The following is a 25,148-nucleotide window of genomic DNA, read 5'->3' on the forward strand; positions in this document are numbered from 1 at the left end:
GTGATCCCATCGAGTGTCGGGACGGGTCCCGGAATATTGCCCGGGTACGCCTGGTTGACTCACGTCACACCACGGGAACGGAGATTTGTCGGATGGTTGGCGCATGATCGAGGACGTGACTCAGCAGACCAGTCCCGGTGAACCGCCGGTCGTGCCCAGTTCGTCGGCCATGCGCCGGGCGCTGCGCCGGGCGCGGGACGGCGCGACGCTGAACCTCGACGAGGCCGTCGTGCTGCTGCACGCTCGCGACGCCGACCTCGCCGACCTGTGCGCGTCCGCCGCGCGGGTGCGCGACGCCGGGCTGCGCGCGGCGTATCCGCACCTGGCCGCCGACGCGGAACTCCCGATCACCTACTCCCGCAAGGTTTTCATCCCGCTCACCCGCCTGTGTCGCGACACCTGCCACTACTGCACCTTCGTGACGGTGCCGGGCAAGCTGCGCGCCGCCGGACAGGGCATGTTCCTGGAACCGGACGAGGTACTCGACATAGCCCGCCGCGGCGCCGAATTGGGTTGCAAGGAAGCGCTTTTCACTCTCGGTGACCGGCCCGAGGCCCGCTGGCCGGAGGCCCGGCAGTGGCTCGACGAGCGCGGCTACGACTCCACCCTGGACTATGTGCGGGCCATGTCGATCCGGGTGCTCGAGGAGACCGGCCTACTGCCGCACCTGAATCCGGGCGTGATGAGCTGGGCCGAACTGTCCCGGCTCAAGCCCGTCGCGCCCTCGATGGGCATGATGCTGGAGACCACCTCCACCCGGCTGTTCACCGAGAAGGGGCAGGCGCACTACGGCAGCCCCGACAAGGATCCGGCGGTCCGGCTGCGCGCGCTGACCGACGCCGGCCGGCTGTCGATCCCGTTCACCACCGGTGTGCTGGTCGGGATCGGGGAGACGCTGGTCGAGCGGGCCGAATCGATCCTCGCGATTCGCAAGCTGCACAAGGAATTCGGGCACGTGCAGGAGGTGATCGTGCAGAACTTCCTGGCCAAGACCGACACCGCCATGCGCGACACCCCCGACGCCGACCTGCAGGAGTTCCGGGCCGCCATCGCGGTGGCCCGGCTGCTGCTCGGCCCCAAGATGCGGATCCAGGCGCCGCCGAACCTGGTCGCCATCGACGAGTGCCGGGCCCTGATCGACGCCGGCATCGACGACTGGGGCGGCGTCTCGCCGCTCACCCCCGACCACGTGAATCCCGAACGGCCCTGGCCGAATCTGGAACTGCTCGCCCAGGTCACCGCCGACGCCGGCTACACGCTCACCGAGCGGCTCACCGCGCACCCCAAGTACGTGCTGGCGGGCCAGCCGTGGATCGACCCGCGGGTCGTGGGACATGTTGCGGCACTGTCGGATCCGGTGACGGGGCTCGCACTCGAGCTGAACCCGGCCGGGCGGCCGTGGCAGGAACCCGACCCGAGTTGGAGTTCGACCGGCCGCGTCGACCTGGAGACCGCGATCGACACCGAGGGCCGCCGGACCGACGCCCGCAGCGATGCCGCACTGGGCTCGGATGTGGTGGGCGCCTTCGGTGACTGGGAGTCGGTGCGCGAGCAGGTGCTGTCGCTGTCCGCGCCGGTCCGCCTGGACACCGACGTCACCGCCGCGCTGCGCGCCGCCGAACGCGATCCGGCCGCCCTGAGCGACGCCGACTATCTGGCCCTGGCCACCGCCGACGGCCCGGAACTCGAGGCCGTCACCCGGCTCGCCGACCAGTTGCGCCGCGATACCGTCGGTGACGACGTCACGTACGTGGTGAACCGGAACATCAACTTCACCAACATCTGCTACACCGGCTGCCGGTTCTGCGCGTTCGCGCAGCGCAAGGGCGACGCCGACGCCTTCACGCTCTCCGCCGAGGAGGTCGCCGACCGCGCCTTCGAGGCACACCTCGACGGCGCCACCGAGGTCTGCATGCAGGGCGGGATCGACCCCGACCTGCCGGTCACCGGCTACGCCGATCTGGTGCGCGCGGTCAAGCGCCGGGTGCCGGACATGCACGTACACGCCTTCAGTCCGATGGAGATCGTGAACGGCGCCTCGCGCGGTGGCCAGAGCATCCACGACTGGTTGCAGGCGCTGCGTGAGGCCGGTCTGGACACCATCCCCGGCACCGCCGCGGAGATCCTCGACGACGAGGTGCGCTGGGTGCTGACCAAGGGCAAGCTGCCCACCTCGCAGTGGGTCGAGGTGATCACCACCGCGCACCGGCTCGGCATCCGGTCCAGCTCGACCATGATGTACGGGCATGTCGACAACCCGCAGCACTGGGTCGGGCACCTGCGGGTGTTGCGCGGCATCCAGGACGAGACAGGCGGTTTCACCGAATTCGTGTTGCTGCCGTTCGTGCACACGAGCGCGCCGCTGTACCTGGCCGGCGCGTCGCGCCCGGGCCCGACGATCCGCGACAACCGCGCGGCGCACGCGCTGGCGCGGATCATGTTGCACGGCCGGATCGCCAACATCCAGACCAGCTGGGTCAAGCTCGGGGTCGCCGGTACCCAGCAGATGCTGAACGGCGGCGCCAACGACCTCGGCGGCACGCTCATGGAGGAGACCATCTCGCGCATGGCCGGTTCCGAGCACGGTTCCGCGAAGACCGTGGCGGAGCTGGAGGAGATCGCGGCGGGCATCGGCCGGCCCGCCCGCCGGCGCACGACGCTGTACGGAGTGCCGGAGCGGCATCGGGTTCGGCTGCCGCTGTTCACCGGTTAGGGCGCGGGCGCTCGATCGGCGGGCGACCCCGGTCGAGCGCCGCGGCGGTGGTCGTGGACCCCGTCGGGGCGGGTCTGCGGGCAGCACGCCGCGTGGGTCGCGAGCGAGCCAAGTAATGTAGTGCCCGAGGCACCGGCACATGAGTGAAATGCTCGTGTTCAGGTGTCTCTCAGGGCAGAGACCAAACTAGGAGATCCGGCAGTGCCGTACATCATCGCCGAACCGTGCGTAGACGTGAAGGACAAGGCGTGCATCGAGGAATGCCCCGTGGACTGCATCTACGAGGGTGGCCGCATGCTGTACATCCAGCCCGACGAGTGCGTGGACTGCGGCGCGTGTGAGCCGGTGTGCCCGGTGGAGGCGATCTTCTACGAGGACGACACCCCGGACCAGTGGAGCGGCTACATCAACGCCAACGTCGACTTCTTCGACGACCTGGGTTCCCCCGGCGGCGCCACCAAGGTCGGCAAGGTCGACTTCGACCCGGCCTTCATCGCGGCGCTGCCGCCGATGGCCGGTGAATAACGTCCGCGCGAGCGGGTCAGGCGCGAAGGCGGCAGCGCAGCGTAACCACGTAGCGCCCCCGGTCGTGCGAGGAGGACACAGTTGAGATCGACCCGGATTCCGGTCAGCTCCCGGCTGCCCGATTTTCCATGGGACACCATCGCCGCCGACAAGGCGCTCGCGACGGCGTATCCCGGTGGCATCGTGGACCTTTCGGTCGGCACTCCCGTCGACCCGGTCGACCCGCTGATCCAGCGGGCGCTGGCGTCGGTCGCCGAGGTTCCCGGATATCCGGCGACGCACGGCACGCCCGCGCTGCGGGCCGCCGTGGTCGAGGCGCTGGCGCGGCGGTTCGGCATCACCGGGGTGGACCCGGAGGCCGTGCTGCCCGCGATCGGCACCAAGGAACTCATCGCGGGGTTGCCGCGGCAGCTGGGCCTGGGGGAGCAGGACCTGGTGGTGATCCCCGAGGTCGCCTACCCGACCTACGAGGTCGCGGCCCTGCTGTCGGGTTCGCGGTTCCTGCGGGCCGACGGGGTGACCCGGCTCGGCCCGGAGTCGCCTGCGCTGATCTTCGTCAACTCGCCGTCCAACCCCACCGGCAAGGTGCTGGGTGTGGAGCACCTGCGCAAGGTGGTCGAGTTCGCCCGCGAGCGCGGCGCGATCGTGGCCTCCGACGAGTGCTACCTGGGTCTGGCCTGGGACGCACCCGCGGTGTCGATCCTGGACCCGCGGGTCTGCGACGGTGACCACACCGGTCTGCTGGCGATCCATTCGCTGTCGAAGACCTCGAACCTCGCGAGCTACCGGGCCGGTTTCGTCACCGGTGACCCGGCGCTGGTGCGGGAACTGCTGGAGGTGCGCAAGCACTCCGGCCTGATCATGCCGTTCCCGGTGCAGGCGGCCATGACCGCCGCGCTCGCCGACGACGAGCACGAGCGGGTGCAGCGCGAACGCTATCGCGCCCGCCGCGACCTGTTGCGGAAAGCGGTGCAGCAGGCCGGTTTCCGGGTCGACGACTCCGAAGCCGGGCTGTACCTGTGGGTCACTCGCGGCGAGTCGAGTCGCAGCACGCTGCGGTGGCTGGCCGAGCGCGGGATCCTCGCGGCGCCGGGTGACTTCTACGGGCCGCGCGGCGCCGAGCACGTGCGGATGGCGCTGACCGCGACCGACGAGCGGATCGCCGCCGCGGCGGAACGCCTGGTCTGATTCGGCCGCTCTCGCTACGGCCGCTCAGCGGGCTGGAGTTCCGTGAAGTGCCGGCCGGCTTCGAAGGCTTCTGACGCGCTGTGTCCGTCACGGTGGCCGCGTCGGCCGAGCGCTGTATCGAAGCGCCCTCGACGCCCCTGCAATAGCTGTCACGTATTAATTCTGTCCGGTGAGTGGGATTTCCGACGCGCTGGAAGAAATGGCAGATTTTCGGGCCATCGGGGTGAATGGCATTCCGGAAGTGCTGGTCCAATCGGTCGGCGCCGAATTTTCGGCGGCGGCTCTCGTCGGGATCGGCCGCTTTGTCGATGGCCGCGGAGTGTTACCGATGCGTACTCCGGATACCGTTGGGTGAGCGCTGATCTCGATCGGGTGGACGATGAAACAGCTCAGCCGCCGGTCGTCTGACCGGCGGTTTTCCGTTACGGACCCGGGTTTTCGGTCCGGAACATCAATATTTCCAATGCGTCTTCGTCGACGCGGCCAGCGAACTATAACAAGTTCTTATCTTCACTCGATAGGAGCATTTTCAATGCGTGGTTCAGAATCTGAAACACCAGGCAACAACGGTGCCGGCACCTTCGGGCGCCGCGGATTCCTGGCTGCAACCGGTGTCATTCTGGGATCCGCGGTCCTGGCGTCGAAGGTCAAGGTGGCCAATGCCTTACCAGTGGCGCCGATCACCGACGGCGCCCAGCTACCTGTCCTGGTGATCGGCTCGGGCTACGGCGGCGCGGTCGCCGCCCTGCGCTTGGCGCAGGCCGGGCAGAACGTCGCCATCGTGGAGAAGGGCATGTCGTGGACCACGGCCGGCTCCGACGGCAAGATCTTCTGCAACATGCTCAGCCCCGACGGGCGGTCCTACTGGCTGCGCACCACCACCGACCAGCCCGTCAGCTACTTCATGGGCGCGTCCTACAACAAGTCCATCTCCAGTTACACCGGTGTGCTCGACTCGGAGCACTTCAGTCAGATCCGGATCTACCAGGGTCGCGGCATCGGTGGCGGTTCGCTGGTCAACGGCGGGATGGCCGTGACGCCGAAGCAGCAGTACTTCGGCAGCATCCTGCCCTCGGTGGACCCGGCGGAGATGTACAACACCTATTACCCGCGCGCCAACGCCGGGCTGCGGGTGAACAACGTCGATCAGACCTGGTTCGAGAGTGCCTCCTGCTACCAGTTCGCGCGCGTCGGCCGCAAGACCGCGCAGGCTTCGGGTTTCACCACGACCTTCGTGCCGAACGTGTACGACTTCAACTACATGAAGCAGGAGCTGGCCAACACCGCGCCGCGGTCGGCGCTGAACGCCGAGGTCATCTACGGCAACAACTACGGCAAGAACTCGCTGGACAAGACCTACCTGGCCGACGCGATGGCGACCGGCAAGGTCACCATCACCCCGCAGCACGTGGTCACCTCGGTCGCGCCCGCGGCCGGCACCGGCTACACGGTGACGATGAACCAGATCGACACCTCCGGCAACACCGTCGCCACGAAAACCGTGACGGCACAGAAGGTCTTCTTCGCCGCCGGCAGCGTCGGCACCAGCAAGCTGCTCGTGACGCAGAAGGCCACCGGCAAGCTGCCGAACCTCCCGAGCACGGTGGGTACCGGCTGGGGTAACAACGGAAATGTCATGGTGGCCAGGCAGAACCAGGCATGGGACGCCACGGGCAGCCTGCAGTCGTGCATCCCGGTCATGGGTATCGACAACTGGGCCGACACCGGCGGGCCGGCGTTCGCCGAGATCTCGCCGTTCCCGGCGGGCATCGAGACCTTCGCGAGCCTCTATCTCGCGATCACGCAGAACCCGAACCGCGGCACGTTCAGCTACAACTCGGGAACCGGTGGCGTGGACCTGAATTGGCAGCAAGCCTGGAACGGGGTCGGCATCGCGGCGGCCAAGCGGATCTTCGACCCGATCAATGCCAAGCAGGCCACGGTGTACCGCACCGACCTGTTCGGGTCGAACAAGGTCTGGGGTGACGACTTCGCGTACCACCCGCTGGGTGGTTGCGTGCTGAACCAGTCGACCGACAACTACGGCCGGCTGCAGTCCTACCCGGGTCTGTACGTGATCGACGGTTCGCTGATCCCGGGTTGCACCACGGTGAATCCGTTCGTGACCATCACCGCGCTGGCCGAGCGCAACATCGAGAACATCATCGCGAACGACTTCAAGTAATCGGTCGTCCCGTCCCCGCGGCGCACGGACTCCCACGACGGTGGTGAGTAGGTGCGCCGCGGGTGTGTCCGGGGCGGTTCCCAGTGAATGTGATGAATGTACCGAGTGGTAGCTGCAGTTTCCGTGGCAGGCGTACTGATTGGTAGCCACTATCGGCGCAGCGTGGGAAATTGATAGCCGAATTGTTCGTATATCGCGCGGCTCCGGATCGATTCGAAGTTACCTGGACGTACTATTACCGACCGGAATCAATGTAATTTTCGCATTACTGCGCCGGGGGCTGCGAATTCTGAATATGTGCCGAACGGAATTGATGCTGTCGCATGTGAATTCGGCCCGGGTGGCCCCGATCGGGTGGCCTGCGCGGGAACGCAGACAACCGCCGATCGTCTGACCGGCGGTTTTCCGTTCCGGACCCCGTTTTTCGGCCCGAAACATCAATATTTCCAATGCGTCCTCGTCGACGCCGCCAGCGAACTATAACAAGTTCTTATCTTGACTCGATAGGAGCTTTTCAGTGCGTGGTTCGAAGACTGAAACCCCAGGCAACGCCGGCGCCGGCACCTTCGGCCGGCGGGGTTTCCTGGCTGCAACAGGTGTCATTCTCGGCTCGGCCGTGCTGGCATCCAAGGTGAAGGTGGCCAATGCCTTGCCGGTATCGCCGATCACGGACGGCGCGCAGTTGCCGATCCTGGTTATCGGCTCCGGATACGGCGGCGCCGTCGCCGCGCTCCGGCTCGCCTCGGCCGGCCAGCAGGTCGCCATCGTGGAGAAGGGTATGTCCTGGAGCGCCCCCGGCTCCGACGGGAAGATCTTCTGCAACATGCTGAACCCGGACGGTCGGTCGTTCTGGCTGCGCACCAAGACCTCGCAGCCGGTCAGCTACTTCATGGGCGCGCCGTACGACAAGACGATCCCGAGCTATACCGGCGTGCTCGACGCCGAGCAGTTCAGCCAGATCCGGATCTACCAGGGTCGCGGTGTCGGTGGCGGGTCGCTGGTCAACGGAGGCATGGCGGTCACACCGAAGCAGCAGTACTTCGGCAGCATCCTGCCCTCGGTCGACCCGGCGGAGATGTACAACACCTACTACCCGCGCGCCAACGCGAACCTCAAGGTGAACAACGTCGACCAGACCTGGTTCGAGAGTGCCTCCTGCTACCAGTTCGCGCGCGTCGGCCGCAAGACCGCGCAGGCCTCCGGGTTCACCACCACGTTCGTGCCGAACGTGTACGACTTCAACTACATGAAGCAGGAGCTGGCCAACACCGCGCCGCGGTCGGCGCTGAACGCCGAGGTCATCTACGGCAACAACTACGGCAAGAACTCGCTGGACAAGACCTACCTGGCGGCGGCCGTCGCGACCGGCAAGGTGACGATCACCCCGCAGCACGTGGTCACCAAGGTCGCCCCGGCGGCCGGCACCGGCTACACGGTGACGATGAACCAGATCGACACCTCCGGCAACACGGTCGCCACCAAGACCGTGACCGCGCAGAAGGTGTTCTTCGCCGCCGGCAGTGTGGGCACCAGCAAGTTGCTGGTCACCCAGAAGGCAACGGGCGCACTGCCGAACCTGCCCAGCTCGGTGGGTACCGGCTGGGGTAACAACGGAAATGTCATGGTGGCCCGGCAGAACCAGGCCTGGGACGCCACGGGCAGCCTGCAGGCCACCATCCCCGTCATGGGTATCGACAACTGGGCCGACTCCGGCGGCCGTGCCTTCGCCGAGATCTCGCCGTTCCCGGCGGGTATCGAGACCTTCGCCAGCCTGTACCTGGCCATCACCGACAACCCCAACCGGGCCACCTTCAGCTACAACTCGGGAACCGGTGGCGTGGACCTGAATTGGCAGCAGGCCTGGAACGGCGCGGGCATCACGGCGGCCAAGCGCATCTTCGACCCGATCAATGCCAAGCAGGCCACCATCTACCGCACCGACCTGTTCGGTCTGTACAAGACCTGGGGTGACGACTTCGCGTACCACCCGCTGGGTGGTTGCGTGCTGAACCAGTCGACCGACAACTACGGTCGCCTGCAGTCCTACCCCGGCCTGTACGTCATCGACGGCTCGCTGATCCCCGGTAACACCACGGTGAATCCGTTCGTGACCATCACCGCGCTGGCCGAGCGCAACATCGAGAACATCATCGCCAACGACTTCAAGTAAGCCGTCGTGGCCGGACCGCAGCGCACGTACGCGTGCGCTGCGGTCCTTTTCGATCCCACCGAATGTGTGTCTTGTCAGGGGGCGATACGCCTCCTACAGTCTTTGCACCCAATACTCGGACTATCGGATACGAGTATTCGAACTGGAGGCTGGATGGCTGTGCAGGAACCGATGAGCCCCGAAGAACTGGTCACCGAATTCTGTGCTCGGTGGCGCGACGCCGCGCCCGAGCAGCTGGCCGAATACTTCACCGAAGACGCTGTGTACCACAACATTCCGATGGAACCCGTGGCCGGTAAGGCCGCGATCACCGAGTTCCTGCGAGGATTCATCGGCGCCTTCGGCGGAATCGAGTTCGATATCCACCACCAGTACGTCAGCGGGAACGTCGTGTTCAACGAGCGCACCGACCGGTTCACCCTGAACGGTAAGCGCATCGAGCTCCCCGTGGCCGGTGTCTTCGAGGTCGCCGACGGCCGCATCGCCGCCTGGCGCGACTACTTCGACATGACCGTCATCTCCAACTCGATGCAGTAGCGCTGTCGAGGAACGAAGGGATCGCATCTCGTGCTCGCACCGCTGCGCCGCACCGCTGTCACCGCCGGGCTCGGCGCCACGTTGCTGCTCACCGTCTCCACCGGCTCCTCGGCGGCCCTCGGGGCCACCCCGCCGGCCAACCCGTACCTCGGCCCCATCGGCACCGCGACCATGCACGGTGACGCCGAAGCCTCCGACAGCACACCGAATCCCGGTCCCGGCACCGGTGCGGTGAACGCGGACTTCCATGCCGAAGGGGCCGCCTGCCCGACCATCCTGCAGGGTGCCGACGGCTTCCCGCAGGCGCTGTGCACCCGGATCACCGACCGCGCGCCGGTCGTCCTGCTGCTCGACCCGAACACCGGCAACACCCTGGCGCAGCTCCCGCTCACCAAGGGCAGCCTGCTCGGCGGCGTGTACGCCTACCTCGACAACGACGACCGGATGGTCACGGTCGACGGCAGCGGCAACCTGCTGCGGATCGGGCACCAGCAGGCCGCCGACGGCAGCTGGTCGCTGACCGTGGCCGCGTCCACCGATGTGTCGCAGGCGGTCACTGCCCACTGCGGTGGCGGCACCTGCGACGAGGTGGAATCGGTGTCGCCGGACTGGAACGGCCGGGTCTGGTTCGCCACCGACAACGCCGCCGCCGGTTTCGTCGACCCCGCGGACACCGTGCATTCGATCGTGCTGGGGTCCGGCGAGCAGGTGGCCAACAGCATCTCCACCGCGCCGCAGGGGATGGCCGTCGCCACCGACCACGCCCTCTACCTGCTGAACGTGGACGCGAACGGCAATCCGCAGGTCGTGTGGCGGCAGGCCTACGACCGCGGCCCGGCCCGCAAACCGGGCCAGCTGAGCTGGGGTACCGGCGCGACCCCCACCTTCTTCGGACCGGCGAACGGCACCGAATACCTCGCCATCACCGACAACGCGGCGACCACCGAGAACCTGCTGGTGTACGACACGGCCACCGGCAACCAGGTCTGTTCGGTGCCCGCCGTCGACGGCACCGAGAACTCGCCGATCGGGTCCGGCAACAGCGTCTTCGTGGCCAGCACGTACGGCTATCCGTATCCAGCGATGCCCGCGAACGCCGGGCCCAGCCAGCCCGCGAGTGCGAGCATCACCGGCGGCATGACCCGCATCGACGTGACCGCGAGCGGCTGCAAGGTGGTGTGGACCAACACCGTGCCGTCCGCGGCGGTGCCGCGACTGTCGCTGGCCGACGGCAAGCTGTACACCGTCGCCCGGCACTCCGCCCTGCCCACCGGCAGCGCCGCCGCGCTCGGCGGCGCCACCGGTAGTTCGGGGCTGGGCAGTGTGGCCGGTGCCGCCGACAGCTACTCCTATGCCGTGGTCGACGCCGCCACCGGTCATCTCGACAGCGAGCAGGGCATCGGCGCCTCGCCCACCTCGGACACCCTGGAGATGGTGGGCACGATCGCGCCCGGCCGAATCCAGTACCAGGGCACCATGACCGGGCTCTACCGGATCACGCCGAAGTAGGCTCCGCCGCGGCCGCCGCCGCCCGTGCGATCCGCCGGGCGACGGCGACCGCGGCTGTTCTCCGGGCCGCTGCGGGCGCCTGCGCGCGGGGTTACCGTGGGTAGTGCACTGCGGTTGCGCGGTGGTCACTCGCCCGCTCCGACACGGTGTTCGCGCTGGGGCGGAGTGTCGGGATCCCCGCGTACCGTAGGGCCGGTACGAAGCTCGAGGCATCAATCCGGCTGAACAGCCCGGTGAGGCGGTGTGGCGATGGACGCGGCGGTGACTGTCCCGACTCCGAGCAACGAGCCGGTCCATACCTATGCGCCGGGCAGTCCGGAGCGGGTGGCGATCGGCACGCAGCTGACGGCGATCGCGGGCGAGTCGGTGGATGTTCCGCTGGTGATCGGCGGTGAGCATCGGCAGGGCAGCGGACCCCGGCTGGATATCGTGATGCCGCACCGGCATCGGCACGTGCTCGGCACCTATTCGAATGCGACTGCCGCCGAGGGCGCGGTCGCGGTCGAGGCGGCCACGGCCGCCGCACCGGCCTGGCGGGCGATGTCGTTCGCCGAGCGGGCCGCGGTGCTGTTGCGGGCGGCCGATCTGCTGGCCGGGCCGTGGCGGGAGCGGATCGCCGCCGCCACCATGCTCGGCCAGTCGAAGTCGGTGTACCAGGCCGAGATCGACGCGCCGTGTGAACTGGTCGACTTCTGGCGGTTCAATGTGGCCTTCGCGCAAGGAATTCTGCAGCAGCAGCCGGAGTCCGCGCCGGGGGTGTGGAACCGGATGGACTACCGGCCGCTGGAGGGCTTCGTCTACGCCATCACCCCGTTCAACTTCACCGCGATCGCCGGCAATCTGCCCACCGCGCCCGCGCTGATGGGCAACACGGTGGTTTGGAAGCCTTCGCCCACACAGACATTGGCGGCCTATTACACGCTGTGCCTGCTCGAGGAGGCGGGCCTGCCGCCCGGCGTGATCAACCTGCTCACCGGCGACGGCGCCGACCTGTCGGCCTCGGTGCTGGCCGATCCCCGGCTGGCGGGCATTCATTTCACCGGATCCACGCGCACCTTCCAATACCTGTGGGGGCAGGTCGGCGCGAATCTCGCGTCGTATCACGGATATCCCCGCCTGGTCGGCGAGACGGGCGGCAAGGACTTCATCGTCGCGCATCCCTCGGCCGATCCGGCGGCCTTGCGCACGGCCATGATTCGCGGTGCCTTCGAATATCAGGGGCAGAAGTGTTCGGCGGCGTCGCGCGCGTATGTCCCGCGGTCGCTGTGGCGGGCCATGGGTGACGAATTCCTCTCCGAGACCGACGAACTGAGCTACGGCGACATCTCGGATCTGGCCAATTTCGGTGGGGCACTGATCGATCGGCGCGCCTACAACAAGAACGTGGCCGCGATCGAGCGGGCACGCGCCGCCGGGCTGGCCGTTCCCGCCGGCGGCAAGTACGACGACGGCGAGGGCTGGTTCGTCCGCCCGACCGTCCTGCTCGCCGACGACCCGGGCGACGAGGCGTTCGCCACCGAGTATTTCGGGCCGATCCTGTCGGTGTACGTCTACGACGACTCGAGGCCCGGCGCCTACACCGACATCCTCGCGGAGGTCGAACGCGGCGCACCCTACGGCCTGACCGGAGCCGTGTTCGCCCGAGATCGCGAAGCCGTCGACCAGGCCGCCACCGCCCTGCGGTTCGCGGCCGGCAACTTCTACATCAACGACAAGCCCACCGGCGCCGTGGTCGGGCAGCAGCCGTTCGGCGGCGCCCGGTCCTCGGGCACCGACGACAAGGCCGGGTCCTATCTGAACCTGCTGCGCTGGACGGCACCTCGGGTGCTCAAGGAGACGTTCGTGCCGCCCACCGACTACCGCTACGCGCACATGGAGGCCCGGTGAGTGTGCTGCGGCCGGTCATTTTGGCGGCGTCGGGGTCGTCGCGGCTGCAGCGCGCGGTGACCGGGTTCCCCGTGTCGGCGGCCGTCGTGCGCCGGTTCGTCGCGGGAGAGACGCGGGCCGAGCTGGAACCGGTGGTGCGGGAGCTGCTGGCGGACGGGCGGATGGTGAGCGTCGACTTCCTCGGCGAGAACACCACCGACCATCGGATCGCCGAGGAGACGGTCGCCGAATATCTCGACCTGATCGATCTGCTCGCCGATGTGTGGCGGGCGGTCTCGGCGGCGCCGGCCGACGCGCGCTGGGTGCGGCCGGCCGAGGTCTCGGTGAAGCTGTCGGCGCTCGGCCAGGCACTGGGCCCGGACGGCCCCGGTATCGCCGTCGAGAACCTGCGCACCATCTGCCGCCGGGCCGCCGAACGCGGTGTATGGGTGACCGTGGACGCCGAGGACCACACCACCACGACCGCCACACTGGGCACGGTTCACCTGCTGCGATCCGAATTCCCTTGGCTCGCAGTGGCGATCCAGGCCTACCTGTACCGCTCGGCGGAGGACTGCGCGGCGGCCGCGGCGTCCGGCGCCCGGATCCGATTGTGCAAGGGCGCCTATCGCGAACCGGCCGCGGTGGCCCATCACCGTACCGCCGATGTCGATGCCGCCTACCGCGATTGCTTGGCCACGCTGATGCGCGGATCCGGCTATCCGATGGTGGCCACCCATGATCCGGCCATGATCGAGCGGACCGCGCTGCTGGCGCGGGAATGCGATCGAGCCCGCGGCGACCTCGAATATCAGATGCTGTTCGGGGTCCGCCCGGACGAGCAGCGCCGGTTGGTGGCGCAGGGGCGCGCGGTGCGGGTCTACGTTCCGTACGGTCGACAGTGGTACGGCTATCTGACGCGCCGCCTGGCCGAGCGCCCGGCGAACCTCATGTTCTTCGGGCGGGCGTTGCTGTCGCGTTCCTAGCCGCGTCGCTGACCGGCCGGTGTGCGATGATGGCCACCGCTTTCGACGACCAGGAGGAAATCCGGACATGGCGAACCTGGCCAAACTGCTGCCGCTGGTGCGGGATCGGGGCGCCGAGGATCGCAATCAGTCCGAGGTGCTCGAGGCGGCCCTGCTGGCCTTCCTGGATTTCGGGATCAAGCGCACGAGTATGGCCGAGGTCGCCCGGCGTGGCCGGCTGTCGCTGGCCACGCTGTATCGCCGGTTCGCCAGCAAATCGGATCTGATCCAGTCGGTGGGCCTGCTGCAGGTCCGTCGGTTCCTGGAGGAAGTCGACGCGGCGGTGCGGCCGTTCAGCGACAGTGACGCCGCGCCCGAGGATCAGATCGTCGAACTGTTCGTGGCGTTCCTGGCCGGCCTGCGCGGGGATCCGCTGCTGGACCGGCTGCTCGAGACCGAGCCGGAGACGGTGCTGCCGTACCTGACCGTGCGGGGTGCGCCGGTGATCGAGCTGGGCCGCGACTATCTGGCCGAGTTCATCGCCCGGCTGCAGCGGGAGGGGAAGCTGCCCGCCTACGATCCGCTGCCGGTGGCCGAGATGGTGGCGCGCACGGCCCTGTCCTTCGCGCTGACCAAGCAGACGGTGATCCCGCTGGACGACGACACCGCGGTGCGCGAATTCGCCCGCGCCCATGTGGTTCCCGGGTTCCGCGTGCCCTGAGGGCCTCAGGCTGTGACACCGCGCCTGAGCGCTGGGGCTGCGTGGTCACGCTCCGCTACCGCCTCCGCCCCTGACGCGCTCAGACCAGTGGTCGGCCGAGGCGGCGGCGGATGCGCAGGTCGTACAGGTAGACCCGCAGGCTCAGCGAGCGGATGGACGCGGGGATGCGTTCCTCGACGGCGCCGATGGTGTGCAGGGCGCGGTTCAGCGTGCGTTCGTCGCGGTCGGTCCAGGTCATGCCCATCTGCGCGCGGACCTGGGGTGGGAGCAGGCCGGTGACGACGAAGCGGTGGATCGGGGCGAAGCGCCGGGTGACCCAGGAGAACATGGTCAGGTCGATCAGGTTGTCGAGGTATTCCTTGACCGGCGGGTCGATGCGGACGCGGGTGATGGCCTGATCCCAGTATTCGGCGAAGGCCGCGCGGTCGGCCGGCCACTGACTCTCGCGGACCTGCAGGGTGGTGCCGAAGCGGCTGCTGTGCCGGTAGAGGGCGTCGGCGAGCGCGGGTTCCGGGGTGCCGTGCATGCGCCGATAGAGATCGGCCGCACCCCAGTACAGGCAGGCGGCGACCCACAGTTGCAGGTCCGGGTCGAAGGCGTTGTAGCGCACCGGACTTCCTTCGCGGTCGTGCACGTGCCGGTGGGCCTTGCCGACCGCGGCGCGATAGGCGGCGCGTTCTTCGTCGGTGCCCAGGAGTGCGACGGCCACGTAGGTGAGGGTGGTGCGGGTCCGTTTCACCGGGTGCAGGGTGACCTTGCCGCTGTCGACGGTGCTCTCCAGGACGCCGTAGCCGACCGGGCGATGGCTCAGTTGCAGCACGACATTGGCCATACCGGATACGAGCGCGCCGGACAGGTCGATGAACCGGGAGACGTCGACCTCTCGGGTGGCTGTGCCGGTGTGTAGTGCCATGAGCGAACCTCTCACCGTTGAGATGATTGCATTCAAACCATCTCACCGACTCAGTGCGGTGTCAACGGGATCGGGCCACTCGCCGCCGATTCGCAACCCGGGCTACCACTACGCTGGCCGGGTGAGTTCCTCCTTGCTGCTGCGCTCGTTGCATCCGGCCGCCGTGGCGGCCGGTGACGACATCCCGGACGCCGTGACCATCGACGGCGAGGTGCTCAGCCGCAGCGATCTGCTGGGCGCGGCGACCTCGGTGGCGGAACGGATCGCCCGCGCGGAACGGGTGGCGGTGCTGGCGACCCCGACCGCCACCACGGTGCTCGCGGTGGTCGGCTGCCTGATCGCCGGCGTGACCGTCGTGCCGGTGCCGCCGGACGCCGGAACGGCCGAAATCGCCCACATCCTGGCCGATTCCGGTGCGCAGGCCTGGCTCGGCGCGGCGCCCGCGGACGCGACACTGCCGGTGGTGCCGGTACGCAAGCACGCCCGGTCCTGGCACGTGTATCCCGAACCCGATTCCGGCGCAATAGCGTTCGTGCTCTACACCTCGGGCACCACCGGTGCGCCCAAGGGGGTGCTGCTCAGCCGCGGCGCCATCGCCGCCGGGCTGGACGCACTCGCGCAGGCCTGGGGATGGACCGCGAAAGACAGACTCGTGCACGGACTTCCGCTGTTCCACGTGCACGGCCTGATCCTCGGTGTGCTCGGACCGCTGCGGGTGGGCAGTCCGCTGGTGCACACCGGCAAACCCACCCCGGCCGCGTATGCCGCCGCGCGCGGCACCCTCTACTTCGGTGTGCCGACGGTGTGGTCCCGGATCGTCGAAGATCCCGCGGCGGCAAAGGAACTCGCGGCCGCGCGGCTGCTGGTGTCGGGGAGCGCGCCGCTGCCGGTGCCGGTGTTCGAACGCCTGGCCGCGCTCACCGGGCACGCGCCGGTCGAACGCTACGGCATGAGCGAGACCATGATCACGCTGTCCACGCGCGCGGACGGGGAGCGCCGGCCCGGCTGGGTGGGTCTGCCGGTCGCGGGTGTGGCCACCCGGCTGCGCGACGAGCACGGCGAACCGGTCCCGCACGACGGTGAGAGCATCGGCGGCCTGCAGGTGCGCGGCCCGATGCTGTTCGACGGCTATCTGAACCGGCCCGACGCCACGGCCGAGTGCTGGACCGAGGACGGCTGGTTCCGCACCGGCGACGTGGCCGCGATCGACGCCGACGGCTTCCACCGGATCGTGGGCCGCGAGTCGGTGGACCTGATCAAGTCCGGTGGTTTCCGGGTCGGCGCCGGTGAGATCGAAACCGTGCTGCTCGGTCATCCCGCGGTGGCCGAGGCGGCCGTGGTCGGCGTCCCCGACACCGACCTGGGGCAGCGCATCGTCGCGTATGTGGTGCCGCGCGGCGAACCCGCGCCGGAACTGGCCGGTGAGCTGATTTCTATTGTGGCCGAACAGCTTTCGGTCCACAAGCGGCCGCGCGAGGTGCGCCTGGTGGACGCCCTGCCCCGCAATGCCATGGGCAAGGTGCAGAAGAAGACGCTGATGCAACCGTCGAACTGACGCGGCCGGCGGACCGCTGCGGCGACGCGCGACGGTCCGACTTGACCTCGAGTGAGGTTCAGGTTCTACGGTCGGGACATGACCGAGATGTTCACACCCTCGACCCTGTCCTACCTCGAGACCCAGCGGCTCGGCCGGCTGGCCACGGTGCGCCCGGACGGAACCCCACAGAACAACCCGGTGGGGTTCCGGTACAACGCCGAACTGGGAACGATCGACATCGCCGGCCACAATATGGGCGCTTCCCGGAAGTTCCGGAATCTGGCGGGCAATCCGCACGTGTCGTTCGTGGTCGACGACATCGCGTCGGTCCAGCCGTGGCGGGTCCGGTGCGTGGAGATCCGCGGAACGGCGCAGGCGCTGCGGGAGGTCGAGACCTACCTGCCCGGCGGCTCCGGGGAACTCATCCGGATCACCCCCGAACGGGTCCTCGCCTTCGGAATCGACTCCCCGGCACCGTGATTCGGCTCGGTGCCGCCCGTGGGCGGCACCGAGTTCGCCCGGATCAGTTCGCGTGCAGCGCCGCGTTCAGTTCGATGCCGGTGCCCTTGCGGGACACCACCTCGACCGCGCCGGACTGCGAGTTGCGGCGGAACAGCAGGTTGTTGCCGCCGGAGAGTTCGGCCGCCTTCACCGTGCGGCCGTCGGGCAGGGTGACCTTGGTGCCGGCGGTGACATAGAGGCCGGCCTCGATCACGCAGTCGTCGCCGAGCGAGATGCCCAGGCCGGAGTTGGCGCCCAGCAGGCTGCGCTCGCCGACCGAGATGACCTGCTTGCCGCCGCCGGACAGGGTGCCCATGATCGAGGCGCCGCCGCCGACGTCGGAACCGTCGCCGACCACCACACCGGCCGAGATGCGGCCCTCGACCATCGAGGCGCCCAGGGTACCGGCGTTGAAGTTGACGAAACCCTCGTGCATGACCGTGGTGCCGGCGGCCAGGTGCGCGCCCAGGCGGACCCGGTCGGCGTCGGCGACCCGGACGCCGGTGGGCAGCACGTAGTCGACCATGCGGGGGAACTTGTCCACGCCGTACACGGTGACGACGCCGCGGCTGCGCAGCCGCAGCCGCACCAGCTCGAACTCCTCGGTCGAGCACGGGCCGAAGTTCGTCCACACCACATTGGCGAGCAGGCCGAACTGGCCGTCGAGGCTGAGGCCGTGCGGGCGGACCAGGCGGTGCGACAGCAGGTGCAGGCGCAGGTAGACGTCGTGCGCGTCGACCGGTGCCGCGGCCAGGTCGGCGATCGTGGTGCGGACGGCGACCACCTCGACGCGACGGGCCTCGTCGGGTCCGGTCAGCTCGGCGAACCGGGCGTACTCGGGGTCGGTCTCGGTCAGGCGCTCGGTGCCGGTCGTCGGGTAGTCGCCCAGCTGCGGCTCCGGAAACCAGGTGTCCAGAATCGTGCCGTTCACGGTCACGGTGGCGAGGCCGACTGCGGATGCTCCCTGAATGCTCACGGCCACCAATCTAGTGGGGCCGGTTCCGCCTTCGAATACGGGGGATCCGTCCGGTTTGTGGGCAATTTCACCGGTCGCCCGGCGTGGCGATACGGGGATCGCATAGTACGGCATGCAGGTGAAGATCTAGGCTGGTATAGGTGACCCTAGATCTGCGATCCGATCCCATTACCCTGACCGCCGCGCTCATCGACATCCCGAGCGTGTCACGTGACGAGGCGGCGATCGCGGACGCGGTGGAGGTCGCCCTGCGGGAGCAGACCGCCGGTTTCGAGATCGTCCGCAACGGCAACGCGGTTCTGGCGCGGACGAATCGGGGCCTGCCGACCCGGGTCCTGCTGGCCGGGCACCTGGACACGGTGCCGATCGCGGACAACGTGCCCGGGCACTTCACCACCGAAGACGGCGAGCAGGTGCTCTACGGCTGCGGCAGTGTGGACATGAAGTCCGGTGACGCGGTGTTCCTGCACCTGGCCGCGACGGTCGCCGAGCCGGTCTGCGACCTGACGCTCATCTTCTACGACTGCGAGGAGATCGCCGCCGAGTTCAACGGCCTCGGCCGGATCGAGCGCGAACTCCCCGAATGGCTGGACGCGGACCTGGCGATCCTGGGTGAGCCGTCGGCCGGCTGGATCGAGGCCGGCTGCCAGGGCACGCTGCGCGCCCGCCTCACGGTCACCGGCGTACGCGCGCACACCGCACGGAACTGGCTGGGCGACAACGCGATCCACCACCTCGCGCCGATCCTGCAGCGCCTGGAGTCCTATTCGGCCCGCGAGGTCGAGATCGACGGCTGTGTCTACCGCGAGGGCCTGTCCGCGGTCGGCGTGTCCGGCGGTGTGGCCGGCAACGTGGTGCCCGACGAGGCCGAGGTGCTGGTCAACTTCCGCTTCGCGCCCGACCGCACCCTGGAGCAGGCGGCCGAGCACGTGCGCAGCGTGTTCGACGGCCTGAACGTCGAGTTCGAGCTGACCGACGGCGCCCCCGGCGCCCTGCCCGGCCTCACCTCCCCGGCCGCCAAGGACCTGGTCGAGATGGTCCACTCGCACGGCGGTGGCGGCGTCCGCGCCAAGTACGGCTGGACCGACGTCTCCCGCTTCGCCGCCCTCGGCGTTCCCGCCGTGAACTTCGGCCCCGGCGACCCGAACCTGGCCCACAAGGTCGACGAGCACGTCCCCACCGACCAGATCACCACGGTCGCGGAGATCCTGCGCAACTACCTGCTGGGCAAGCACTAGCTGTATCACCCCGGGGGGCCGCCACGTCGGCGGCCGGGTAGCACTCGGCCGCGGCGGCAACGGGTCCCGGCGTTCGCGTATCGCGGCGGCTGTACTTACTACCCGGTAGGGTGACCGGCATGGCGAACGACGGCGAGGCCGTGCGGCCGCGGTCTCCGCAGGCGGCCGCACGGCGGCGGGGGCCGATTCTGTTGCGGGGTGCGCGGACCCATGGGATCGGGACCACCGACCAGCATCTGCTCGACGGACGGGGGCCCAGTGATTGGGTGCATACCGATCCGTGGCGGGTGTTGCGGATCCAGAGCGAATTCGTCGAAGGGTTCGGGGCGCTGGCCGAAGTGCCCAGGGCGGTAGCGGTTTTCGGGTCGGCGCGGACGACGGACGAGTCGCCGGAGTACCGGACCGGGCAGGAGCTGGGTGCGGCGCTGGCCGAGGCCGGGTTCGCGGTGATCACCGGGGGCGGGCCGGGCGCGATGGCGGCGGCCAACCGGGGAGCCTGTGAGGCCGGCGGGTATTCGATCGGGCTGGGGATCGAGTTGCCGTTCGAGCAGGGGCTCAACGAGTGGGTCGATCTGGGGATCAACTTCCGGTACTTCTTCGCCCGCAAGACCATGTTCGTCAAGTACGCGCAGGCGTTCGTCTGTCTGCCCGGCGGATTCGGCACCCTCGACGAGCTGTTCGAGGCGCTCACCCTGGTGCAGACCCGCAAGATCACCCGCTTCCCGATCGTGCTGCTCGGCTCGAATTACTGGTCCGGCCTGGTGGATTGGCTGCGGGAGACGGTGGTGGCGACGGGGAAGGCGTCGGCGTCCGATCTCGAACTGCTGACGGTGACCGACAGTATCGAGGAGGTCGTCGAGCTGGTGACCATGGCAGCGGCCGCGCGGGACGATACGCGCGCCGGAACGGAGGATCGCTGGTGAGCGCCCACGCGGTGTGCGTCTACTGCTCGGCAAGTGTCACCGACCCCGACGATCTGGCCCTGGCCGCCTCGGTCGGCACCGAGATCGCAAGGCGTGGTTGGAGTCTGGTGTCCGGCGGCGGCCGGGTGTCGATGATGGGCGCGGTGGCCGCGGCCGCCCGCGCCGGTGGCGCGCACACCCTGGGGGTGATCCCGAAGCGGCTTGTGCACCGCGAGCTGGCCGACGTAGATGCCGACGAACTCGTCGTCACCGACACCATGCGGGAGCGCAAGCAGGTGATGGAGGATCGTGCCGACGCGTTTCTCACCCTGCCCGGCGGCATCGGCACCCTGGAAGAGTTCTTCGAGACCTGGACCGGCGGCTACCTGGGCCAGCACGACAAGCCGGTCGTGGTGCTCGATCCGCGCGGTCACTTCCGTGGCCTGTTCGACTGGATCGACACCCTGGGCAGTGAGTTCGTCGGTGCGCGTGCCCGGGACCGGATCCTGGTGACCGGCGACCCCGACCTCGCGTTCGCGGCGCTCGCGCCCAAGGCCTGAATCATCGAAATCCATAGGGGGAGTGACTGTCCCGTGTCCGATACGTTCAATCTGCTCGACCTGGCACGCGGCGTGCCCGGCATGGCTCTCGACGCGCCCGGCATGGTGCGCGGCGCGCTCGGCATGATCGTCGGCCGGGACAGCCGCCGCTCGCTCGGCCTGATGTTCCAGCGCGCGGCGCACGACCATCCGGACCGCCCGTTCCTGCGGTTCGAGGACACCGAGTACAGCTACCGCGAGGCGAACGAGCTGGTGAACCGGTACGCCGCGGTGCTCGCCGCGCGCGGTGCCGGCCGCGGCGACGTGGTCGGCATCCTCATGACCAATCGCCCCGAGACGCTGTTCGTGGTGCTGGCCACGGTGAAAATCGGTGCCACAGCGGGCCTGCTGAACCACAACCAGCGCGATCAGGTGCTGGCCCACAGCTTCTCGCTGCTCGACAGCACGGTGAACGTGATCGGGGACGAGTGTCTGCCCGCCCTGGACACGCTGCCCGAGCCGCCCGCGAACCAGCTCCGCAGCGATGAGCTGGCAACCCTGGCCGCCACCGCGTCGGCCGCAGATCCCTTGGTATGCAACGATATTCGCGCTCACGAGCGCGCGTTCCTGATCTTCACCTCCGGCACCACCGGACTGCCCAAGGCGAGCGTGATGAGCCACCTGCGCTGGATCAAGGGCAGCGCCGGGCTCGGCGGGCTCGGGGTCCGGCTCCGCGGTGGCGACACCATGTACTGCTGCCTGCCGCTGTACCACAACAACGCGCTGACGGTCGCGCTCGGTTCGGTGCTGTACGCGGGTGCCACCTTCGCCCTGTCCCGCAAATTCTCCGCGTCCCGCTTCTGGGACGAGGTGGTGGCCACCCGTTCCACCGCGTTCGTCTACATCGGTGAGCTCTGCCGGTACCTGCTGAACCAGGAACCGCGGCCGATCGAACGGCGCAACCGGGTGCGGGTCGTGGTCGGCAACGGCCTGCGGCCGGAGCTGTGGGACGAGTTCCAGCGTCGCTTCCGGATCCGCCGGGTCGCCGAGTTCTACGGATCCAGCGAGGGAAACCTGGCCTTCGTCAACGCTTTCGGGCTGCCGCGCACCGCCGGTTTCGCGGCTCAGCCGTACGCGATCGTCGAGGTCGACGAGGACACCGGTAAGGCGCGCCGCTTCACCGACGACCGGCTTCGGCGGGTGCGGCGGGGTGGGGTGGGGCTGCTGCTCGCCAAGGTCACCGCCGGATCGCCGTTCGACGGCTACACCGACGCTTCCGCGACCGAATCCAAGCTGGTCCGAAACGGTTTCGCCACCGGTGACGCCTGGTTCGACACCGGTGACCTGGTGCGGGATCAGGGCTGGCGGCACATCGCTTTCGCCGACCGGCTGGGCGACACCTTCCGTTGGAAAGGCGAGAACGTGGCCACCACCGAGGTGGAGGGCGCGTTCACCGGCGCACCCGGAGTGAGTCAGGCCGTCGTGTACGGCGTCGAGGTGCCCGGCACCGACGGCAAGGCCGGTATGGCCGCTGTCACCCTCGCCCCGGGTGCGGTCTTCGACGGTCCCGCGCTGGGAGCCTGGCTGACCGGCCGCCTGCCCGCCTACGCGGTCCCGCTGTTCGTTCGCGTGGTGGACGAGCTGGAATCCACGTCCACGTTCAAGAGCCGCAAGGTGGAACTGCGCAAGCAGGGCTACAACCCCGACGAGGACGGCACCGAATACGTGCTCGTGGGCACCGCGTACGTGCCCTTCTACCCGGAGTACCCGGCGGAGATCGCCGGGGGAGCGGTCCGCAAGCCCTGAGGCGCGCTCGAGCCACCGTAGGGGGCCCTAACGGACCCGTCGGTACATTGGACGCATGATCATCGCGCCACCGCCGTCCACGCTGTGCGGAAAACCGGTGGCGGTCGATCGAGCGCTGGTCATGGCGATCGTGAACCGGACCCCGGATTCGTTCTACGACCGCGGCGCCACCTTCACCGACGACGCGGCCATGGCGGCCGTGGACCGGGCCGTGGCCGAGGGGGCCGATCTGGTCGATATCGGCGGGGTCAAGGCCGGACCGGGCGTCGAGGTGGACGCCGCCGAGGAGGCGCGCCGGGTGGTGCCGTTCGTGGCGGCCATCCGGGAACGGCATCCGGACCTGTTGATCAGTGTGGATACCTGGCGTGCCGATGTCGCGCGGGCCGCGGTGGCCGAAGGTGCGGATCTGATCAACGACACCTGGGCGGGCGCGGACCCGGATCTGGTCGGGGTGGCCGCGGAACTCGGGGTCGGACTGGTGTGCAGTCACACCGGGGGCGCGCGGCCGCGGACCCGGCCGCATCGCGTGCATTACGACGACGTGGTGACCGAAGTCACAGAAACGCTGGTAGCGGCCGCGGAACGGGCCGCGGCGGCGGGTGTGCGGGCCGATTCGATCTTGATCGATCCGACCCACGATTTCGGGAAGAACACCTATCACGGGCTCGCGTTGTTGCGCTCCGTAGACGTTCTCGTTAAAACCGGATGGCCAGTATTGATGGCGCTCAGCAATAAGGATTTCATCGGAGAGACACTCGGTGTCGGTCTTTCCGAGCGATTGGAGGGAACCTTGGCGGCGACCGCATGGTCCGCCGCGGCCGGCGCCCGGGTCTTCCGCGTCCACGAGGTCGCCGCGACCCGGCGAGTCGTGGACATGACAGCGGCCATTGCGGGCCTCCGGCCCCCGGCACGAACCCTGCGAGGTTTGGTATGACGACCACACCGGAACCGACCATCGATCTCGAGCCCGCCGCCTGGGCAACGAGCAACACCTGGGACCGCCCCGACTGGACCGTCGAGGAGCTGGTCGCCGCCAAGGCCGGCCGCACCGTCTCCGTGGTGCTGCCCGCACTCAACGAAGAAAAGACGGTCGCCGCCGTCGTGGCCAGTATCCGGCCCCTGCTGGGCACGCTGGTCGACGAACTCGTCGTCCTGGACTCCGGCAGCACCGACGCCACCGCCGAGCGCGCCCGGGCCGCCGGCGCCCGCGTCGTCAGCCGCGAGCAGGCGGTGCCGGAACTCGAGCCGGTACCGGGCAAGGGCGAGGTGCTGTGGCGGTCGCTGGCCGCGACCACCGGCGACCTGGTGGCCTTCGTGGACTCCGACCTGATCGACCCCGACCCGATGTTCGTGCCCAATCTGCTCGGCCCGCTGCTGACCGTCCCGGACCTGCATCTGGTGAAGGCCTACTATCAGCGCCCGCTGCGCCAGGGCGAGTCGGTGGACCACAACGGCGGCGGCCGGGTGACCGAACTGGTCGCGCGCCCGCTGCTCGCGGCGCTGCGGCCCGATCTGGGCCAGGTGCTGCAGCCGCTGGGCGGCGAATACGCCGGCACCCGGGAACTGCTGACCGCGGTGCCGTTCGCGCCCGGCTACGGCGTCGAGATCGGGCTGCTGCTGGACACTTTCGACCTGCTGGGCCTGTCGGCCATCGGCCAGGTCAACCTGGGTGTCCGCACCCACCGCAACCGGCCGCTGTCGGACCTCGGCGTCATGAGCCGCCAGATCGTGGGAACCATGCTGGCCCGCACCGGAATTCGCGACTCCGCCGCGCCGCTGACCCAGTTCCCGTTCGTGGCGGGCGAATTCACCGCCATCGCCACGGAAGTCTCACTCGCCGACCGGCCACCGATGAACACACTGCGGCCGGTGGGCGTCGCCGCCTAGCGGCACTACCCGGGACGCCTCACCCGGCCCGTTCGCGGGCCGGGTCGGGCTGGGTCAGGGCTGGGGGTTCGGGATCGGCGCCGTGGTTCCGCAGAACGGGGCGCAGTTGCCGTGAGTGATCGGGACCTGCGAGCCCGGGGTGTCGAAGTTCGTGCCGCTGACCAGCAGTAGCACCAGCAGTGCGATGAAGACCACCACGCCGAGGGTCACCACGATCAGCACGATCCACCCGCGCGGCATCAGTTCCTCGGCGATGAGCGCGCGGCCGAACGTCACGACGCCTCCTGCGACAGATGGAATACCGTTGTTCGCCATGGTATCCGGCGGACTCGCCGGACGCGACAGTACGACGCCGGGACCGCCGTGACGTCGGGGACCGGTTCGCCTCGTGGGCGATCGGTCCCCGGCGCCGTACCACCGGCGCGGAAAGCGCCGTAGCCGGATCGGGCATTCGGCGCGAATCGCTCAGG

General features: G+C 68.8%; 22 protein-coding genes. 19 read left to right on the top strand and 3 right to left on the bottom strand.

Annotation, left to right across the window (positions count from 1 at the left end; translation table 11 throughout):
* Positions 1 to 103: 103 nt before the first annotated feature.
* The 11 genes from EBN03_RS01240 (at position 104) to EBN03_RS01285 (ending at position 14,379) form a co-directional block, all read left to right on the top strand.
* A complete protein-coding gene (locus EBN03_RS01240; protein ID WP_122185969.1) occupies positions 104 to 2,713 on the top strand; it encodes a bifunctional FO biosynthesis protein CofGH in 2,610 nt (869 codons plus the stop codon).
* A gap of 201 nt (positions 2,714 to 2,914) precedes the next feature.
* Positions 2,915 to 3,238 carry a ferredoxin gene (fdxA, locus tag EBN03_RS01245; RefSeq protein WP_122185970.1) on the top strand — a complete coding sequence of 108 codons (324 nt, stop codon included), beginning with the start codon at positions 2,915 to 2,917 and terminating at the stop codon, positions 3,236 to 3,238.
* A gap of 81 nt (positions 3,239 to 3,319) precedes the next feature.
* Positions 3,320 to 4,426 (top strand): succinyldiaminopimelate transaminase, encoded by a 1,107-nt coding sequence (gene dapC, locus EBN03_RS01250; protein ID WP_233608029.1) that lies wholly within the window; start codon positions 3,320 to 3,322, stop codon positions 4,424 to 4,426.
* Between the two features lie 169 nt (positions 4,427 to 4,595).
* Positions 4,596 to 4,781, top strand: a complete 186-nt coding sequence (locus tag EBN03_RS33570; RefSeq protein ID WP_147471427.1) for a hypothetical protein — start codon at positions 4,596 to 4,598, stop codon at positions 4,779 to 4,781.
* Positions 4,782 to 4,958: 177 nt separating this feature from the next.
* Complete coding sequence (locus tag EBN03_RS01255) at positions 4,959 to 6,611, top strand: FAD-binding protein (RefSeq protein WP_122185971.1); 1,653 nt, start codon at positions 4,959 to 4,961, stop codon at positions 6,609 to 6,611.
* Positions 6,612 to 7,128: 517 nt separating this feature from the next.
* Entirely contained in the window at positions 7,129 to 8,781 is a 1,653-nt protein-coding gene (locus EBN03_RS01260; protein WP_122185972.1) for a GMC oxidoreductase, read from the top strand.
* A 171-nt stretch (positions 8,782 to 8,952) separates the two neighbouring features.
* A complete protein-coding gene (locus EBN03_RS01265) occupies positions 8,953 to 9,318 on the top strand; it encodes a limonene-1,2-epoxide hydrolase family protein (RefSeq protein WP_122186704.1) in 366 nt (121 codons plus the stop codon).
* A 30-nt stretch (positions 9,319 to 9,348) separates the two neighbouring features.
* Positions 9,349 to 10,827, top strand: a complete 1,479-nt coding sequence (locus EBN03_RS01270; RefSeq protein WP_122185973.1) for a hypothetical protein — start codon at positions 9,349 to 9,351, stop codon at positions 10,825 to 10,827.
* A 249-nt stretch (positions 10,828 to 11,076) separates the two neighbouring features.
* Positions 11,077 to 12,714 carry an L-glutamate gamma-semialdehyde dehydrogenase gene (gene pruA, locus EBN03_RS01275; RefSeq protein ID WP_122185974.1) on the top strand — a complete coding sequence of 546 codons (1,638 nt, stop codon included), beginning with the start codon at positions 11,077 to 11,079 and terminating at the stop codon, positions 12,712 to 12,714.
* On the top strand, positions 12,711 to 13,679 hold the full coding sequence (locus tag EBN03_RS01280; RefSeq protein WP_122185975.1) for a proline dehydrogenase family protein: 969 nt from the start codon (positions 12,711 to 12,713) through the stop codon (positions 13,677 to 13,679). Before pruA ends, EBN03_RS01280 begins: the two co-directional genes overlap by 4 nt.
* A gap of 67 nt (positions 13,680 to 13,746) precedes the next feature.
* Positions 13,747 to 14,379, top strand: coding sequence for a TetR/AcrR family transcriptional regulator (locus EBN03_RS01285; RefSeq protein ID WP_122185976.1), 633 nt, complete (start codon positions 13,747 to 13,749; stop codon positions 14,377 to 14,379).
* A 79-nt stretch (positions 14,380 to 14,458) separates the two neighbouring features.
* Here the strand turns inward: EBN03_RS01285 and EBN03_RS01290 are convergent, their stop codons facing one another.
* Entirely contained in the window at positions 14,459 to 15,292 is an 834-nt protein-coding gene (locus EBN03_RS01290) for an oxygenase MpaB family protein (RefSeq protein ID WP_122185977.1), read from the bottom strand.
* Positions 15,293 to 15,425: 133 nt separating this feature from the next.
* Between EBN03_RS01290 and EBN03_RS01295 the strand changes: the two genes are divergently transcribed.
* Together EBN03_RS01295 and EBN03_RS01300 are read left to right on the top strand one after the other, a co-directional pair.
* Positions 15,426 to 16,847 (top strand): acyl-CoA synthetase, encoded by a 1,422-nt coding sequence (locus EBN03_RS01295; RefSeq protein ID WP_122186705.1) that lies wholly within the window; start codon positions 15,426 to 15,428, stop codon positions 16,845 to 16,847.
* Positions 16,848 to 16,925: 78 nt separating this feature from the next.
* A complete protein-coding gene (locus tag EBN03_RS01300; protein WP_122185978.1) occupies positions 16,926 to 17,309 on the top strand; it encodes a PPOX class F420-dependent oxidoreductase in 384 nt (127 codons plus the stop codon).
* Between the two features lie 43 nt (positions 17,310 to 17,352).
* Here EBN03_RS01300 and dapD read toward each other — a convergent pair whose 3' ends face one another.
* Complete coding sequence (gene dapD / locus EBN03_RS01305; protein ID WP_199742604.1) at positions 17,353 to 18,300, bottom strand: 2,3,4,5-tetrahydropyridine-2,6-dicarboxylate N-succinyltransferase; 948 nt, start codon at positions 18,298 to 18,300, stop codon at positions 17,353 to 17,355.
* A 146-nt stretch (positions 18,301 to 18,446) separates the two neighbouring features.
* On the opposite strand from dapD, the gene dapE reads away from it, so the two are divergent.
* The 6 genes from dapE (at position 18,447) to EBN03_RS01335 (ending at position 24,678) form a co-directional block, all read left to right on the top strand.
* A complete protein-coding gene (dapE, locus tag EBN03_RS01310) occupies positions 18,447 to 19,544 on the top strand; it encodes a succinyl-diaminopimelate desuccinylase (protein WP_122185979.1) in 1,098 nt (365 codons plus the stop codon).
* A 119-nt stretch (positions 19,545 to 19,663) separates the two neighbouring features.
* Complete coding sequence (locus EBN03_RS01315) at positions 19,664 to 20,467, top strand: LOG family protein (protein WP_122185980.1); 804 nt, start codon at positions 19,664 to 19,666, stop codon at positions 20,465 to 20,467.
* Entirely contained in the window at positions 20,464 to 21,006 is a 543-nt protein-coding gene (locus EBN03_RS01320) for an LOG family protein (protein ID WP_456093805.1), read from the top strand. The genes EBN03_RS01315 and EBN03_RS01320 overlap by 4 nt, the downstream gene beginning before the upstream one ends.
* Positions 21,007 to 21,039: 33 nt before the next feature.
* Positions 21,040 to 22,791 (top strand): long-chain-acyl-CoA synthetase, encoded by a 1,752-nt coding sequence (locus EBN03_RS01325; protein ID WP_122185981.1) that lies wholly within the window; start codon positions 21,040 to 21,042, stop codon positions 22,789 to 22,791.
* A gap of 55 nt (positions 22,792 to 22,846) precedes the next feature.
* The gene (gene folP / locus EBN03_RS01330) at positions 22,847 to 23,725 is read left to right on the top strand and encodes a dihydropteroate synthase (protein ID WP_122185982.1); all 879 of its coding nucleotides are present in this window, start codon (positions 22,847 to 22,849) and stop codon (positions 23,723 to 23,725) included.
* Positions 23,722 to 24,678: a glucosyl-3-phosphoglycerate synthase gene (locus EBN03_RS01335; RefSeq protein WP_122185983.1), complete on the top strand. Its 957-nt coding sequence runs from the start codon at positions 23,722 to 23,724 to the stop codon at positions 24,676 to 24,678. The genes folP and EBN03_RS01335 overlap by 4 nt, the downstream gene beginning before the upstream one ends.
* 54 nt (positions 24,679 to 24,732) lie before the next feature.
* Here EBN03_RS01335 and EBN03_RS01340 read toward each other — a convergent pair whose 3' ends face one another.
* Positions 24,733 to 24,954: a hypothetical protein gene (locus EBN03_RS01340; RefSeq protein WP_199742558.1), complete on the bottom strand. Its 222-nt coding sequence runs from the start codon at positions 24,952 to 24,954 to the stop codon at positions 24,733 to 24,735.
* Between the last annotated feature and the right edge of the window lie 194 nt (positions 24,955 to 25,148).

It is taken from the genome of Nocardia stercoris, assembly GCF_003696265.1.
Classification (GTDB): domain Bacteria; phylum Actinomycetota; class Actinomycetes; order Mycobacteriales; family Mycobacteriaceae; genus Nocardia; species Nocardia stercoris.

Excerpts from the sequence above, each read along its gene's own strand:
- EBN03_RS01285 (WP_122185976.1), top strand. The coding sequence starts at position 13,747 with ATGGCGAACCTGGCCAAACTGCTGCCGCTGGTGCGGGATCGGGGCGCC.
- pruA (WP_122185974.1), top strand. The coding sequence starts at position 11,077 with ATGGACGCGGCGGTGACTGTCCCGACTCCGAGCAACGAGCCGGTCCAT.
- EBN03_RS01255 (WP_122185971.1), top strand. The coding sequence starts at position 4,959 with ATGCGTGGTTCAGAATCTGAAACACCAGGCAACAACGGTGCCGGCACC.
- EBN03_RS01335 (WP_122185983.1), top strand. The coding sequence starts at position 23,722 with ATGACGACCACACCGGAACCGACCATCGATCTCGAGCCCGCCGCCTGG.
- EBN03_RS01315 (WP_122185980.1), top strand. The coding sequence starts at position 19,664 with ATGGCGAACGACGGCGAGGCCGTGCGGCCGCGGTCTCCGCAGGCGGCC.
- EBN03_RS01300 (WP_122185978.1), top strand. The coding sequence starts at position 16,926 with ATGACCGAGATGTTCACACCCTCGACCCTGTCCTACCTCGAGACCCAG.
- EBN03_RS01240 (WP_122185969.1), top strand. The coding sequence starts at position 104 with ATGATCGAGGACGTGACTCAGCAGACCAGTCCCGGTGAACCGCCGGTC.
- EBN03_RS01265 (WP_122186704.1), top strand. The coding sequence starts at position 8,953 with ATGAGCCCCGAAGAACTGGTCACCGAATTCTGTGCTCGGTGGCGCGAC.
- EBN03_RS01290 (WP_122185977.1), bottom strand. The coding sequence starts at position 15,292 with ATGGCACTACACACCGGCACAGCCACCCGAGAGGTCGACGTCTCCCGG.
- folP (WP_122185982.1), top strand. The coding sequence starts at position 22,847 with ATGATCATCGCGCCACCGCCGTCCACGCTGTGCGGAAAACCGGTGGCG.